Source organism: Variovorax sp. EL159 (assembly GCF_900100965.1).
Taxonomy (GTDB): Bacteria; Pseudomonadota; Gammaproteobacteria; order Burkholderiales; family Burkholderiaceae_C; genus Variovorax.
Genome location: NZ_FMUJ01000005.1, coordinates 227034 through 241333 on the forward strand (window position 1 = coordinate 227034; position 14300 = coordinate 241333).

14 protein-coding genes are annotated in these 14300 nt (G+C 70.0%); 3 read left to right on the plus strand and 11 right to left on the minus strand.

Translation table 11 applies throughout. From position 1 onward, the window contains the following. Nucleotides 1-2 precede the first annotated feature (2 nt). Nucleotides 3-2231 carry a xanthine dehydrogenase family protein molybdopterin-binding subunit gene (locus tag BLQ28_RS22000; protein WP_093243994.1) on the plus strand — a complete coding sequence of 743 codons (2229 nt, stop codon included), beginning with the start codon at nucleotides 3-5 and terminating at the stop codon, nucleotides 2229-2231. Between the two features lie 32 nt (nucleotides 2232-2263). Beyond that, nucleotides 2264-3886 (plus strand): phospholipase D-like domain-containing protein, encoded by a 1623-nt coding sequence (locus BLQ28_RS22005; protein WP_093243997.1) that lies wholly within the window; start codon nucleotides 2264-2266, stop codon nucleotides 3884-3886. On the opposite strand, the gene BLQ28_RS22010 is transcribed toward BLQ28_RS22005, so the two are convergent. From BLQ28_RS22010 to BLQ28_RS22060, 11 genes are all read right to left on the minus strand, one after another. Continuing rightward, nucleotides 3883-4854, minus strand: coding sequence for a threonine dehydratase (locus BLQ28_RS22010; protein WP_093245498.1), 972 nt, complete (start codon nucleotides 4852-4854; stop codon nucleotides 3883-3885). The two genes, BLQ28_RS22005 and BLQ28_RS22010, sit on opposite strands and share 4 nt — an antisense overlap. 21 nt (nucleotides 4855-4875) lie before the next feature. Then, nucleotides 4876-5508, minus strand: coding sequence for a LysE family translocator (locus tag BLQ28_RS22015; RefSeq protein ID WP_093244000.1), 633 nt, complete (start codon nucleotides 5506-5508; stop codon nucleotides 4876-4878). Between the two features lie 2 nt (nucleotides 5509-5510). Continuing rightward, nucleotides 5511-6203 carry a VOC family protein gene (locus BLQ28_RS22020; protein ID WP_093244002.1) on the minus strand — a complete coding sequence of 231 codons (693 nt, stop codon included), beginning with the start codon at nucleotides 6201-6203 and terminating at the stop codon, nucleotides 5511-5513. Nucleotides 6204-6216: 13 nt separating this feature from the next. Further along, nucleotides 6217-7140: a PhzF family phenazine biosynthesis protein gene (locus BLQ28_RS22025; protein WP_176801194.1), complete on the minus strand. Its 924-nt coding sequence runs from the start codon at nucleotides 7138-7140 to the stop codon at nucleotides 6217-6219. A 5-nt stretch (nucleotides 7141-7145) separates the two neighbouring features. Next, nucleotides 7146-7787: a glutathione S-transferase family protein gene (locus BLQ28_RS22030; protein ID WP_093244008.1), complete on the minus strand. Its 642-nt coding sequence runs from the start codon at nucleotides 7785-7787 to the stop codon at nucleotides 7146-7148. Nucleotides 7788-7842: 55 nt separating this feature from the next. Beyond that, complete coding sequence (locus BLQ28_RS22035; RefSeq protein ID WP_093244011.1) at nucleotides 7843-8676, minus strand: PhzF family phenazine biosynthesis protein; 834 nt, start codon at nucleotides 8674-8676, stop codon at nucleotides 7843-7845. Nucleotides 8677-8689: 13 nt separating this feature from the next. Next, on the minus strand, nucleotides 8690-9328 hold the full coding sequence (locus BLQ28_RS22040; protein WP_093244014.1) for a LysE family translocator: 639 nt from the start codon (nucleotides 9326-9328) through the stop codon (nucleotides 8690-8692). A 79-nt stretch (nucleotides 9329-9407) separates the two neighbouring features. After that, complete coding sequence (locus BLQ28_RS22045; RefSeq protein WP_093244017.1) at nucleotides 9408-10610, minus strand: aminotransferase-like domain-containing protein; 1203 nt, start codon at nucleotides 10608-10610, stop codon at nucleotides 9408-9410. A gap of 66 nt (nucleotides 10611-10676) precedes the next feature. Next, a complete protein-coding gene (locus BLQ28_RS22050; RefSeq protein WP_093244020.1) occupies nucleotides 10677-11084 on the minus strand; it encodes a VOC family protein in 408 nt (135 codons plus the stop codon). After that, complete coding sequence (locus BLQ28_RS22055) at nucleotides 11084-12055, minus strand: DMT family transporter (RefSeq protein ID WP_093244023.1); 972 nt, start codon at nucleotides 12053-12055, stop codon at nucleotides 11084-11086. Before BLQ28_RS22055 ends, BLQ28_RS22050 begins: the two co-directional genes overlap by 1 nt. Further along, entirely contained in the window at nucleotides 12052-12651 is a 600-nt protein-coding gene (locus BLQ28_RS22060) for a LysE family translocator (protein ID WP_093244027.1), read from the minus strand. The genes BLQ28_RS22055 and BLQ28_RS22060 overlap by 4 nt, the downstream gene beginning before the upstream one ends. A 111-nt stretch (nucleotides 12652-12762) precedes the next feature. Here BLQ28_RS22060 and BLQ28_RS22065 point away from each other — a divergent pair, with 111 nt between their 5' ends. After that, the gene (locus tag BLQ28_RS22065; RefSeq protein WP_093244029.1) at nucleotides 12763-14211 is read left to right on the plus strand and encodes an aminotransferase-like domain-containing protein; all 1449 of its coding nucleotides are present in this window, start codon (nucleotides 12763-12765) and stop codon (nucleotides 14209-14211) included. Nucleotides 14212-14300: the final 89 nt, after the last annotated feature.

Here is a 14300-nt window from a genome sequence, read left to right on the forward strand (position 1 = left end):
CCATGCAATTCACCGAAGCCGCCGGGCCGAGCGCCCTGGACCGCGAGCGCGTGCTGGGCCGCCCGCTGGACCGCATCGACGGGCCGCTCAAGGTCAGCGGCAAGGCCCGCTACAGCTACGAGTATCACGACGAAGTGCCCGATGCCGCTTACGGCTGGATCGTGCTCGCGGGCATCGGCAAGGGCCGCATTGCGCGCATCGACACGGCCGAAGCGCAGCGCGCGCCGGGCGTGCTGCTGGTCTACACCTACGCCAACGTGCCGCGCATGGCACCAAAGGGGCGCGCCAACGTGGTGTCGCAGCTCTCAGGGCCGGAGGTGCAGCAGCACGGCCAGGCGGTGGCCTTCGTGGTGGCGCAGACCTTCGAGCAGGCGCGCGCGGCCGCGTTCCTGATCCGCATCGACTACGAACGCGGCGCGGGTCGCTTCGACCTCGTGGCCGCGCAGGCCACAGCCCCCAAGCCCGGCGACGACCCCAGCGCCGGCAGCGAGAGCGCGGCCGACACGGCGGTGGGCGATTTCCAGGGCGCGTTCGACACGGCGCCCGTCACGCTCGATGCGACCTACACCACGCCCGACCAGCATCCCGCGATGATGGAACCGCAGGCCACCACCGCGCGCTGGGACGGCGACCGGCTCACGCTCTACACCTCGCACCAGATGCCGAACTGGGCCGCGGGCGACGTGGCGGCGATGCTCGACGTGCCGGCCGAACAGGTGCGCGTGGTCTCGGCCTTCGTCGGCGGCGGCTTCGGCTCCAAGCTGCGCACGCATGCCGATGCGGTGCTCTCCGCCTTCGCCGCGCGCGAGTTGCGAAGGCCGGTGAAGACGGCGCTGGCGCGCGAGCAATTGCTCAACCACACGACACGCCGCGCTGCGACCATCCAGCGCGTGCGGCTCGGCGCCACGCCCGACGGCCGGCTCACCGCCATCGGCCACGAGACCTGGACCAGCAACCTGCCAGGCCGCAGCTACTACGAGGGCGCATCGCGCCAGACGCGCCTGCTCTATGCCGCCCCGAACCGCATGACGGCGCACCGCGTGGCCGCGCTCGACCTGCCCGAAGCCGCCGCCATGCGCGCGCCGGCCACCGCCAGCGGCCAGCTGGCCTTCGAGGTGGCGCTCGACGAACTCGCGGAAAAGCTGCGCATCGACCCGGTGCAACTGCGCATCCTCAACGACAGCCCACACGACCCTGAGCGCGGTCCGTCGCGCCCGTACTCGGGGCGCAAGCTGGTCGAGTGCCTGCGCGAAGGCGCGCGGCGCTTCGGCTGGGCCAACAGAAACCCCGTGCCCGCGCAGATGCGCGATGGCCGCTGGCTGGTCGGCATGGGCGTGGCCAGCGCCATCCATCACCACACGGTGCGGCCGTCGAGCGCAAAGCTGAACCTCGATGCGCAGGGCCGGCTGCTGATCGAAACCTCGATGACCGACATCGGCACCGGCACCTACACCGTGCTGGCGCAGATCGCGGCCGAGATGACCGGCATTCCGATGGACCGCATCGGCGTGCGGCTGGGCGACACGGCGCTTCCCATGGGCGCGGGGTCGATCGCTTCGGTGGGCGCGTCGAGCGCCGGTGCCTCGGTGTTCGATGGCTGCCAGCAACTGTGTCGCCTGCTCGCGCAGCGCGCCGGCTTCGATGCACAGAAGGCGCGCTTCGAGCGTGGCCGCATCGCCCTGGGGCGCCGCTCGCACGGGCTCGGCGAACTGGCTGGCGCGGAGGGCCTCAGCGTGCTTGGCAACATCGAGCCCGGCGACCTGCACCGCCGCTATGCGCAGGCCGCGTTCGGCGCCCATTTCTGCGAGGTGGGCGTGGACATCGACACCGGCGAGACGCGCGTGCGCCGCATGCTCGGCGTGTTCGCGGCGGGGCGCATCCTCAACATGAAGACCGCGCGCAGCCAGGCCATCGGCGGCATGGTGTTCGGCGTGGGCGCGGCGCTGACCGAAGAGGCGGTGGTCGACGTGCACCACGGCTACTTCGTCAACCACGACATGGCCGAGTACCTGGTGCCGGTGCACGCCGACATTCCGGACATCGACGCCGTGTACCTGCAAGACGCCGACGACCTTGCGAGCCCGATCAAGTCGAAGGGCATCGGCGAGCTGGGCACCTGCGGCTCGGGCGCGGTGGTGGCGAATGCGATCTACAACGCGACCGGCGTGCGCGTGCGGAACTACCCGATCACGCTCGACAAGCTGCTGCCGGGCTTGCCGGTGCGTGCTTGAATGGCGGCGTTGCCACGCGCCACCAACTTGCCATGCCCAACACTGCCGCTGCCTTGATTGCCACGCTGACGCGCAAGCTCCTGCTGGCCATTGCGGCGTGCGGCGTCCTGTGGCTTACCGGGTGCGCGACGCTGCCGGACGAAGGGCCACGCACCGCCAGCACCTCGTTGCCCGTGCAGGGCCCGGCCACGCCGCTCGACCGGATCGCCACCGCGTCGATGGAGGGGGCCGACGCCGGCGCCAGCGGCTTTCGGCTGATGCTGGGCCTGGCCAGCATGGACACGCGCCTCGTGCTGCTGCGCGGCGCGCAACGCTCGCTCGACCTGCAGTACTACCACCTGCACAACGATGCGACCGGCCGGCTGGTGCTGCGGGAGTTGCGCAACGCGGCCCAGCGCGGCGTGCGCGTGCGGCTGCTCGTGGACGACCTCTACACGGAAGACATCGACGCCCTGCTCGAAGGGCTGGGCGCCTACCCGAACGTGGAAGTGCGCATCTTCAATCCCTTTCCCACGCGCGGTGCCACGGCCACCCGCTTCGGCCTTGCGCTGTTCGACTTCGCGCGCGTCAATCGCCGCATGCACAACAAGCTGTTCGTGGCGGACGGCGTGCTGGCCGTGGCCGGTGGGCGCAACCTCGGCGACGTGTACTTCATGCGCGATGCCGACGACAACTTCTTCGACTACGACGTGCTTGTGGCGGGCGCGGTGCTGCCGCAGATGGGAAGCCTCTTCGACGAATACTGGAACGCGCCGCAGGTGCGCACCGCGGCGTCGGTGTTGCGCGCGCCGGCCGACCCCGGTGCAGCTCGCCGCGATTTCGACGCGAGGGTGGATGGCCCCGACACGCCCGAACCGGTTCCGTTTCGCACGGCCGATCCGTCGGGCCGCGTCACCCTGGGCGACGAACTGAAGGCGGGCCGTGTGAAGCTCGCCTTCGGCACGGCACAGGCTTTCGCCGATTCGCCGGCCAAGGCCTGGGGCCAGATGGAGACGCGGCGCCTGCCCAGTGGTGCGCTCATCGACACCAGCCGCCGGCTGCTGGGCGAGGCGGCGCAGCAGGCGCAATCCGAAATTCTCACGTCGTCGCCGTACTTCGTGCCGGGCGCGGCGGCGCTCGAGGGCATGCGGCGCAACGCGGCGCGGGGCATCCGGCAGACGCTCATCACCAATTCGCTGGCGGCCACCGACGAGCCGGTGGTCCACACCGGCTACCGCCGTTATCGCGCCCGCCTGCTGCAGGACGGCATGCAGATCTACGAGATCCATCCGAACGCGAGTCGGGCGCTGTTCGTCGGCAACATCGGCGCGGGCGCGCAGGTGCGGCTGCACACCAAGGCGCTGGTGATCGACCGCAAGACTCTCTTACTTGGCTCGGTCAACATGGACCCGCGCTCGGACGCGCTGAACACCGAGTTCGGCCTGCGCATCGATTGCCCCGCGCTGGCCGAAGAGGCGCACGCCTTCTTCGGCGAACTGATGCAGCACGCGGCCTTCCAGGTCCGGCTCAAGCCGGGCAGCGACAGCGCGCTGGAGTGGTGGCGCGTGGACAGCGACCCGCCGGTGAAGGAGACCGACGAAGAGCCCGGCGCGGACCTGGCGACGCGCGCCAAGCTCTATCTGCAGTCGCTGGTGATTCCCGAGTCGATGCTTTAAGACGCGCTGCGGCCCAGCACGCCGGCGAACATGTCCGAATCGACATTGCCGCCGCTCACGCTGATGCCCACCGTCTTGCCGCGCCAACGCTCCTGCTGCTGAAGCGCAGCAGCCAACGCAGCAGCACCCGCACCTTCAGCCACGTTGTGCGTGTCGCTGAAGAGGATGCGCATGGATTCGGCGATCTCGTCGTCGGTGACGGTGATGACGTCGTCCGCTTCGCGCAGGATCACCTCGACCGATTCGGGCACCGGCGTGCGGCACGCCATGCCGTCGGCCAGCCGCGTCGTCACCGGCGATTCGACGGGCTTGCGCGCACGGAAGGAATCGCGGTACGCCGTGGCATGCGCGGACACCACGCCGATGAGCTTTGTCTTTGCGCCGCAATGCGCGCGCGCGGCGGCCGCGGCGGCAAAGCCGGAGCCCAGGCCGATGGGCACGAAGAGCACGTCGGGCGGCGTGTCTTGCAGCGCGCTGAAGAACTCCACGTACGCGGTCGACACGCCCCGCACCAGCTCGCGGTGGAACGAAGGCACGCGGTGCAAAGCATCGCGCTCGGCCAGCACGGCCGCGTGTTCGGCGGCGGCCTGGAAGTCGTCGCCATGCTCGACCAGCGTGACGCCCAGCGCGCGCATCGCGGCATTCTTTTCGAGCGAGTTGCCATGCGGCACCACGATGGTGGCGGCCAGCCCGTGGCGCCGCGCCGCGAAGCCGACCGACTGGCCGTGGTTGCCGCGCGTGGCGCTGATCACGTGGCGCACCTGGGGCTGCTCGCGCGCGACGGTCTCGAAGTAGGTCAGGCCGCCGCGGATCTTGAAGGCGCCGGCCGGCGTGTGGTTCTCGTGCTTGGCCCAGACCTTGGCGCCCAGGCGCTGCGCGAGCAGCGGCCATGCGTATTGCGGCGTGGGTGGCATGGCCGCGTGCACGGTGCGCTGCGCGGCTTCGATCTCTTCACGGGTGAATCTCACGGGCATCCTTGGTCGGGGGAGTTACTTGCGTTCGGTCAGCGCCACGCGCACGGCCAGTGCGGCCAGCACGCTGCCCATCACGTAGCGTTGCGCGCGCAGCCAGCCCGCGCTTTGCGACAGCACGGCGGTGATGCTGGCAGCGCCGACGATCATCACCGTGTTGACCGCCGCGCTGGTGGTCATCTGCGCGATGCCCAACTGCAGGCTCTGCAGCAGCACCGAGCCGCGCTCGGGGTGGATGAACTGCGGAAAGAACGAGAGGTAGAACATCGCCACCTTCGGGTTCAGCAGGTTCGTGAGAAAGCCCATGCGGAACAGCTTGGCCGGCGGATCGGCCGGCAGCACGCGGGCCTCGAAGGGCGCATTGCCGCCGGGCTTGACGGCCTGCCACGCGAGCCACAGCAGGTAGGCCGCGCCGGCAAGGCGGATGGCGTCGAACGCGATCGGCACCGCCAGCAGCAACGCAGTGAGGCCGAGCGCCGCCGCGAGCAGATGGACCAGGAAAGCCATCAGCACGCCACCCAGCGAGATCAAGCCGGCGCGGCGGCCCTGGATCAGCGTGCGCGAAACGCAATAGATCATGTTGGGCCCCGGCGTGAGCGCGAGCAGCAGCGAGGCGAGGGCGAACCAGGCGATTTCTGTGAGGCTCAACATGGTCAGAGTCCTTGGGATTCGAGGGTGACGGGGCCGCGCGGCGTGTCGAGCACGGCCACGAGGTTGGGCGGGCCGGCGGTGACCGCCATGTCGGTCATGCCGATGGTCGACAGCGCCGCCGAGAGGTCGGCCGCGCGCGGATGCGCGGCACGCAGCGCGCGCATCGCAAGGCCCACGTCTGGCAGCGTGTCGGTCGGGTGCACCGGACCCCACTGGATCAGCGTGGGCAGCGCGCCGTAGAAGAGCCGCTGGCCGTCGTCGCGCACGCTGATCTGCCATTCGAGCCGGCCGGCCGGCGTGTCGCGCGAGGCTTCGAGCAAGGGGCCGCGGTCGATGTGTGCGTGTTCGTCGTGCGCGAGCGCGTGCAGCGCGGCATGCGCATCGGGCACGCGCGCGACGAAGTGGATCAGGCGCGGGCCGCGTTGTGCCAGGCCCGCTTGCAGCGCGCCATCGTCGAGATCGAACCAGCGGCGCGTGCCCGGGCGCGAGGGCCGCTTGCCGGGCTCGATCGCGATGATCTCCATGTAGGTGGCCGGAAAGGCGTCGCTTGCGATGTTCAGCAGCCGGTTGTGCGTGCCCATCAGCGGATGCGAGCCGCCCGGCCCCGGCACGACGCCGAGCGTGGCTTCGCACCACGCCACGCCTTCGGCGAGCGAGGCGGCGGCGATCACGAGGTGGTCGATGCGGGCGTGCATGGCGCGGTGCGGGCTACAGCGTGACGGTGCCGTCGATGCAGGTCACGGCATCGCCGCCGACCCAGATCTTTCCTTCGGCGTCGCGCTCGATGTACACGCGGCCGGCGCGGCCCAGGCACTGGCCTTGCGCGGCCAGGTAGCGCTCGGGCATGTGGCCGTCGGCGATCAGCCATTCGGCCAGGCTGGCGTTGAGGCTGCCGGTGACCGGGTCTTCCTGCACGCCGACCGGCTCGGCGAAGGCGCGCACTTCGAGGTCGATCTTCGCGCCGTCGTTGTACTCGGCGGCACGGCGGTTGCCGAAGGCGCGCGCCTCGCGGTTCGAGCGGCCGATCAGCGGCGAGGTGTCGAGCGCCGTGGGCACGCCGGCCACGCCGGCCTTCACGCCCAGTTCGCGGAGCGTGCGGTGGTCGGGCTGCAACTGCAGCACCGCGTCGGCGTCATTGACCAGCAGGCCGAACCAGACCGGGCCGTTGTCGAGCACCTGCGCCGCGATGATCTGCTGCGCCTTCAGGCCCAGCGCGCCGGCCACCTTGGCCAGCAACGCAGGGCTCGGTGCGCTGCGCTTGAGCGGCGGTGCGGCAAAGGCCAGCCGTTCGCCTTCGCGCCGCAGCGGCACGAGGCCCGCGCCGCATTCCTGCACCACAAGGCCGGCCGCCTTGGGCTTGCCGCCGGCGCGCAGCCAGGCATGGCAGCTGCCGATGGTCGGATGGCCGGCAAAGGGCAGCTCGCCGCCGGGCGTGAAGATGCGCACGCGGTAGTCGGCGGTCGGTGCCGTGGGCGGCAGAAGGAAGGTGGTTTCGGACAGGTTGGTCCACTGCGCAAAGCGCTGCATCGCGGCATCGTCGAGGTCGGTGCCGTCGACAACCACGGCAAGCGGGTTGCCTCGGTAGGCCGTGGCGGTGAAGACGTCGACTTGCTGGAAGGGGCGGGATTTCATCGGGTTCATTCAAGAGAAAGGTCGAGCACACCGCGTGCGCCCGGGCGGGAAAGAAGGTCGGCGTACCAGCGCTCGACGTTCGGCCAGCTCGGCCGGTGGTACTCGGCGGCCGGCAAGCCGAACCAGCGGTGGGCTTCGCAGCCGACGGGGATGTCGGCCATGGTGAAGCGCTCGCCGGCCATGTAGGGCCGTTGCGCGAGGTGGGCGTCGAGCATGGCGAACAGCGCTTCGCTCTGGCGCACCGAGGCATCGATGAGCGCGGGCTGGCGCTCCGACGGCGGCGTGCGCACCCATTGCACGAAAGCATCGCGGCTGGCGCGGTTCAGCGTGGTCTGCTGCCAGTCCATCCAGCGCTCGGCGTCGAAGCGCGCGGGCAGCTCGGCCGGATAGAACTCGCCGTGCGAGTGCCGGGCGCAGAGGTAGCGCACGATCACGTTCGACTCCCAGAGCGTCACGTGCCCGGCGCCTTCGCCGTCGTCGATGGTGGGCACCATCGCGTTCGGATTGAGCGCGAGGTACTCAGGCGTCTGCACCACGCCGAACTTGCCGCCGGCCTCGGTGCGCTGGAAATCGAGCCCGAGTTCCTGCGCGCACCACACCACCTTGCGGACGTTGATCGAGCTGATGCGGCCCCAGATGTTGAGCATGGATGAGGTTCTTTCTTTGCTTGTTTCTTTGTTTGTTCGTTCTGTTCGACGGGGCTCAGGCGGTCATGACGCGCGCCGTGCCCGACACGCGGATCGAGCTGCCCGGCGTGGGCGGAATGTCGGCATGCAGGCGCGACAGCATGCCCATGTCTTCGCCCTGCACCACGTCGATGGCGCCGCCGTGGGGCCATGCGATGTCGCGCAGGTAACCGGCGAGCGCGGCCGTCGCCGCGCCGGTGGCCGGGTCTTCATACACGCCGCCGGAGGCGAAGGGGTTGCGCGTGTGAAAGCGCTGCGCGCTTTCGGCATGGACCAGCACGATGGTCGTCAGCTCCGCGCGCTGCATCAGCGCGCGGCCGGCCTCCAGCGCGTAGTGCATGGCGGACAGCGCCTTGCGGCTCCGGAGCGCCAGCACGAGGTGGTTCGCGCCGGCATGGGCCACGGCCGGTGGAATGCGGGGATCGAGATCGCCCGGCGCATAGCCGAACAGGGCGAGTGCATCGGAGACCAGTTCGGGTGTTGCAGGCGCGCTGTGCGTGGGCGGCGATTGCAGCGCGGCGGCGATCACATCGCCATCGCGCCGGCCTTCCACCGTGATCTGCGCCTGGTTGAGCGTCAGTGCGAACACGCCGTCGCCGCGTTGCAGTGCGAGCGCGGCGCCCAGCGCAATGGTGGCGTGGCCGCAGAACGGCACTTCGGACTGCGGCGAGAAGTAGCGCACGCGCCAGCCGCCGCCGGTGGGTGCGGCGAAGGCGGTTTCAGAGAAGCCGACCTCTGCCGCGATGCGCTGCATCCGGGCTTCAGGTGGCAATGCATCGCCAATGACGACGCCGGCAGGGTTGCCGCCCGTCTCGCCATCCGAGAAGGCTGCGATCTTCAGAACGTTCATGGGGTGTTCGCCTTCAGCGGGGCGTGGGTCGGTCGAGGAAGAGCAGGCGCACGGCCAGCCCGAGCATCACGACGGCGAGCAGGTTGCTTTGCAGCCTGGCGGCGCCGGGGCGGCGTTCCAGCCAGCGGCCGACCTGGCCGCTACAGGCGCCGAGCAGCGTGTTGAAGGCCAAGGCGGCCATCGACAGCACCACGCCGAGCTGCACCAGTTGCAGCGGCACGCTGCCGCGCGCCGGATCGACGAACTGCGGCAGGAAGACCATGAAGAACAGCAGCGCCTTCGGATTGACGAGGTTGTTCAGCAGCGCCATGCGCACGATGCGGCCAAAGCCGGCGGACTGTGCCTGCGCCCCAGGGCGAAGGACATTGCCGTTGCGCAGCGCCTGCACCGCGAGCCAGACCAGGTACAGCGCGCCCGCATAGCGCAGCACGTCGAACGAGGGCGGCCATGCGGCGATCAGCGCGGTCACGCCGGTGGCGGCGAACAGCGTGTGCACCAGGTCGGCGGCCGTGATGCCGACGGCCGCCGCGAAGCCGCCGCGCGGGCCGTGGGCCACGCCATGCGACATCACGAAAGCCATGTTCGGGCCCGGCGAGAGGAACAGCGCCAGCACCGCGAGCAGGAAGAGCGAGAGGGTTGCGAGTCCGATCATGAGGATGATCCTGGTCCGGGTCGGTTGTCGGGCCGCCCTGGCCGTGACGGTCGTCATGGCCAGGGGCGGTGGAGGGCGCCTAAACCTGTGCGGCCGCGAGCTGCTTGCCGCCCAGCAGCGCCAGTTCTTCGCGCAGCGTCTGCGCCAGCGCGGCGATGGCCACGTCGATCTCTTCGACGCTGGCCGTCACGAAGGACAGGCGCAGCGTGCGCGGATCGCCCTGGCCCGCGTAGAACGGCGCGCCGGGCACGAAGGCCACGTTGCGCTCGACGGCCTTGGGCAGCAGCGTCACGGTGTCGATGCCCTCGGGCAGGCGCGCCCACAGGAACATGCCGCCCTTGGGCGCGTTGAACTTCACGTCCAGGCCGGCCATCTCGCGCTTGAGCGCGGCGATCATCGCGTCGCGCTGGCGCTTGTACAGGGCACGGATGGTGGGCACGTGGCGGTCGAGGAACTTGTCCTTCATCACGGCCGACACCATGCGCTGCGTGAAGATCGGCGTGTGCAGGTCGACGGCCTGCTTGGCCTGCAGCAGCTTGGGGTAGATCGACTTCGGCGCCACCAGGAAGCCCAGGCGCAGGCCGGGTGCCAGTACCTTCGAGAACGAACCCAGGTAGATCACGCCCTCGGGGTTGCGCGCGGCCAGCGGCAGCGGCGGGGCTTCGTCGAACCAGAGTTCGCCGTACGGGTTGTCTTCGACGATCGGCAGGTTGGCGGCTGCGGCAGCGGCCGACACGGCGGCGCGGCGCTCCTCGGTCATGGTGCGACCGGTCGGGTTCTGGAAGTTGGGCAGCAGGTAGACGAAGCGCGCGTCCTTGGCCTTGGCCACGAGGTCGTCGACGATCACGCCTTCGTCGTCGCTCGCCACGCCCACGGGGTTCGGCTCCATCGGGCCGAAGGCCTGCAGCGCGCCGAGGTAGGTGGGCGTTTCGACCAGCACCTTGCTGCCCGGATCGATGAGCACCTTGGCCACGAGGTCCAAGCCCTGCTGCGAGCCGGTGGTGATGAGCACCTGCGAGGCGTCGACGTCCCACGGCAGCATGTCGGCCACGGCCTGGCGCAGCGGCGCATAGCCTTCGCTGGCGGCGTACTGCAGGGCGGCCTGGCCGTCGTTGTGCAACACGTCGGCGCAGGCATCGGCGAAGGCCTGGATCGGGAAGGTCTTGGGCGAGGGCAGGCCGCCGGCCAGGCTGATGATGCCGGGGCGCTCGGTGACCTTGAGGATTTCACGCAGCACCGAGGGGTTCATCTTGGCGGCGCGGGCGGCGAGTTTCCAGTTCATGGTTTTCTTCTTTCAGTCGGTGAGGTGAGATTCAAAAAAGATTCGGATCGGGGCTTGCCGGGCTTTTCAGTCTGGCGGGAGGTCGCCACGGTACACAACATGGATTTTGTTGCCGTCCGGGTCGCGCAGGTAGGCGCCGTAATAGCCCTGGCCGTAGCGTGGGCGTGGGCCGGGCGCGCCTTCGTCGCGTCCGCCGTGGCGCAGGGCCGCCTCGTGGGCGGCATCGACGGCATGCGGCGCCGACGCGCTGAACGCGACCATGCTGCCGTTGCCGACGCTGGCGGGTTCGCCGTCCAGCGGGATGTACACATAGAAACGCGGCAGCGCCTGCGCCGGCGCGACCCAGCAGGCCGCCTCGGGGCCGCCGTCGGGCGTGACGGCACGGCGCTTCAGGCCGAGCGGCGCGAGCAGCGCGTCGTAGAAGGCGGCGGCGCGGGGAAGGTCGGTGCAGCCGACGGTGACGTGGCTGAACATCAGCTTCTTCCCTGGCCGACGACGCCGGCGCGCGGCGCAGCGGTGGATGCGCCGGGTGCAGGCGCGGCCTGCGGCTGTGACAGCTTCTTGCCGATGAGCACCGTGCCCACCACGGCGATCGCAAAGCCCAGCGTCACCACGTCGAGCGGCTCGCCCAGCAGCGGAATGGACACGAGGATCGAAAGGAAGGGCTGCAGCAGCTGCGTCTGGCTCACGCGCAGCGCGCCGCCAAGCGCCAGGCCGCGGTACCAGGCGAAGAAGCCGATCCACATCGAGAACATGCCGACGTAGACGAAGCCCAGCCAGGACGACGTGGCGATGGGCTGCGTTGGCCACATCGCCAGCGTGGCGGGCAGCGTGACGGGCAGCGCCATCACGCAGACCCAGCAGATCACGCGCTCGGCGCCCAGCGACGGCGTGACCTGCGCGCCGTAGATGTAGCCGAAGGACGCGGCGATGACCGCGCCCACCAGCAGCAGGTCGGCCCATTCGAAGCCGAAACCGTGTCCGCTCTGGCTGGCGCGCAGCACCGAGAACACCACCACCAGCAGACTGCCCGCGATGGCGCAGAGCCAGAAACCCAGCCGCGCGCGCTGGTGCAGCACCCAGGCCGCCACGGCGGCCGTGACCAGCGGCAGCAGCGCCGTCACCACCGCCGCATGGCTGGCCGTGACCACGCGCAGCGCGTAGCCCAGCAACAGCGGAAAGCCGATGACGTTGCCCAGCACCGCGATGCCCAGCGGCTTCCACTGGTGCGATGCAGGCCGCGGCGAGCGCGTGGCCAGCAGGAAGATGGCCGACAGCAGGCCCGCCAGCGCCGCACGCCCGAGCGTGACGAACCACGGCGACAGCTGCGGCGCGGCCTGCGTGCCGGTGGCCAGCCGCGTCATCGGCAGCGTGATGGCGAACATGGCCACCCCGAGAACGCCGAGCCACATGCCCAGCGTTTCGTCCTTGATGTCGAGCTTCATACGCTCACCATCCACCAGGCGGTGAGCACCAGCACCAGGCCCATCGCACGGTTGAACCACAGCAGCCGCGCGCCCTTGGCCAGCCATTCGCGCAGCAGCGCGCCGACCAGCGCATAGGTGAAGTTGCTGACGAAGGCATAGAACAGCATGACGGGCGCCACGATGGCGAAGCGGCCGAGCGCGTCGGGCTGGCCCGCGATCCAGCCGGCCACCAGCGTGAGCGCCAGCAGCCAGGCCTTGATGTTGACGAACTGCAGCATCACGCCCTGGCCGAAGCCGACGCTGAGCCTGACGCCGTCGGCGCGGCCCAGCGTGGCGCTGCCGCTGAGCTTGTAGGCCAGCCACAGCAGGTAGCCGATGCCCACGGCCTTGATGGCCAGGCGCAGCGACGGCACCGCAACCACCAGCGCGCCGAGGCCGGCGGCGCACAGCACCAGCAGCAAGGTCCAGCCGATCGGCACCGCGACCACGAAGCGCATGGCACGCGGCAGGCCGCCATTGGCCGCGAGGGCGGTGGACAGCGTGGTGTTGGGCCCGGGCGAAAAACTCATCGCCGTGGCCAGCACCAGCAGCGCGGTGAATTCTTGCCAGTTCATGACACACACTCTAAACTTGCGACCATTACAGTTCCGATACAGATGGTCGAACAATCACGGCATCTGTATTGGTCATTCTTTCGACACAGCGCCTTTTCTCCCCCGAGCCGCATGCTGACACGCACTTCCACACAGTCGCTGACCGGGCAACTGGCCGACCGGCTGGCCGAGCGCATTCGTACCCGCCTGCTGCCGCCCGGGGCCCGCCTGCCCTCGGTGCGCGAGTGCGCGCGGCAGCAGGGCGTGAGCCCCTACACGGTGGTCGCGGCATATGATCAGTTGTTGGCGCAGGGGCTGGTCGAGGCCCGCCGGCAGCGCGGCTTCTATGTGCGGGACTCCGCGCCGGCACAGGACGGCCGCCCTTCCGGCCACGGCGCGGACGCCAACGGCGTGAGTGCTATGCCGGCGGCGCTGGCGGTGCAGATGATGGCCTCGCGTGTACCGGCCGATGCCAGCTCGCTGATCCGCAGCATGTTTCACCGCCCCAGCGACAAGCCGCAGCCGGGCATGGGCGTGTTTCCGCCGGACTGGATGGCCTCGACCTTCATGCCGACGGCCGTGCGGCGCATGACCAGTACAGCGGCGCTGCAGGAGCTGTCGCTCCAGTACGGGGAGCCGTCCGGCGACATCAGCCTGCGCCGCAGCCTGTCGCAAAAGCTGGTGGGCATCAACGTGCCGGCCACGCCCGACCAGATCGTGACCACCATCGGGGCCACGCACGCGCTGGACATCGTGAGCCGCACGCTGCTGCGCGCGGGCGACCCGGTGATGGTCGAGGAGCCGGGATGGGCGCTCGAATTCGCGCGGCTCGAGGCACTGGGCATGCGCATCCTGCCGGTGCCGCGCCGCGCCGACGGGCCCGACCTGGAAGTGATGGCGCAGTACTGCAAGCTGCACAGCCCCAAGCTGTTCGTGAGCGTGAGCGTGCTGCACAACCCGACCGGCTACAGCCTGACGCCCGGCAGCGCGCACCGCGTGCTGAAGCTGGCCAACGAGCACGACTTCCACATCGTCGAGGACGACACCTACAGCCACCTCGCGCCCGAGCACGCCACGCGGCTGAGTGCGCTCGACGGGTTGCAGCGCACGATCTACGTGAGCGGCTTCGCGAAGATCCTGGCGCCCAATTGGCGCATCGGCTTCCTGGCCGCGCCGCCCGCGCTGAAAGAGCGGTTGCTCGAGACCAAGCTGCTGGCCACGCTGACCTCGCCCACGCTGTTCGAGCGGGCCTTGTCGTGGTGCATCGACCAGGGCCAGTTGCGCCGGCATTCGGAGCGCGTGCGCATCCGGCTCGACGGGGCGCGGGGGCGGGCGGTGAAGCTGGCGATGTCGCACGGCTGCACCTTCGCATCGGAGCCGGCGGGGCTGTTCGGCTGGGTCGACACCGGCGTCGACACGGACGCGCTGACCCAGCGCATGCTCGACCAGGGCTACCTGCTGGCGCCGGGCTCGCTGTTCCATGCGCGCCGGCCGCCGAGCACGATGATGCGGATCAACTTCGCGACTTCGCAGGACGCCACGTTCTGGAAGGTTTTCAGCAAGGTTCGCAGCGAGCTCTGACTCGCCCCCAGGCTTCGCGCACTTCGTGTCGCTTCTCCTGCCCCCTACCGGGGGCAATACCGACGGCCCGGCAGAGCCGGTTCCGTGGT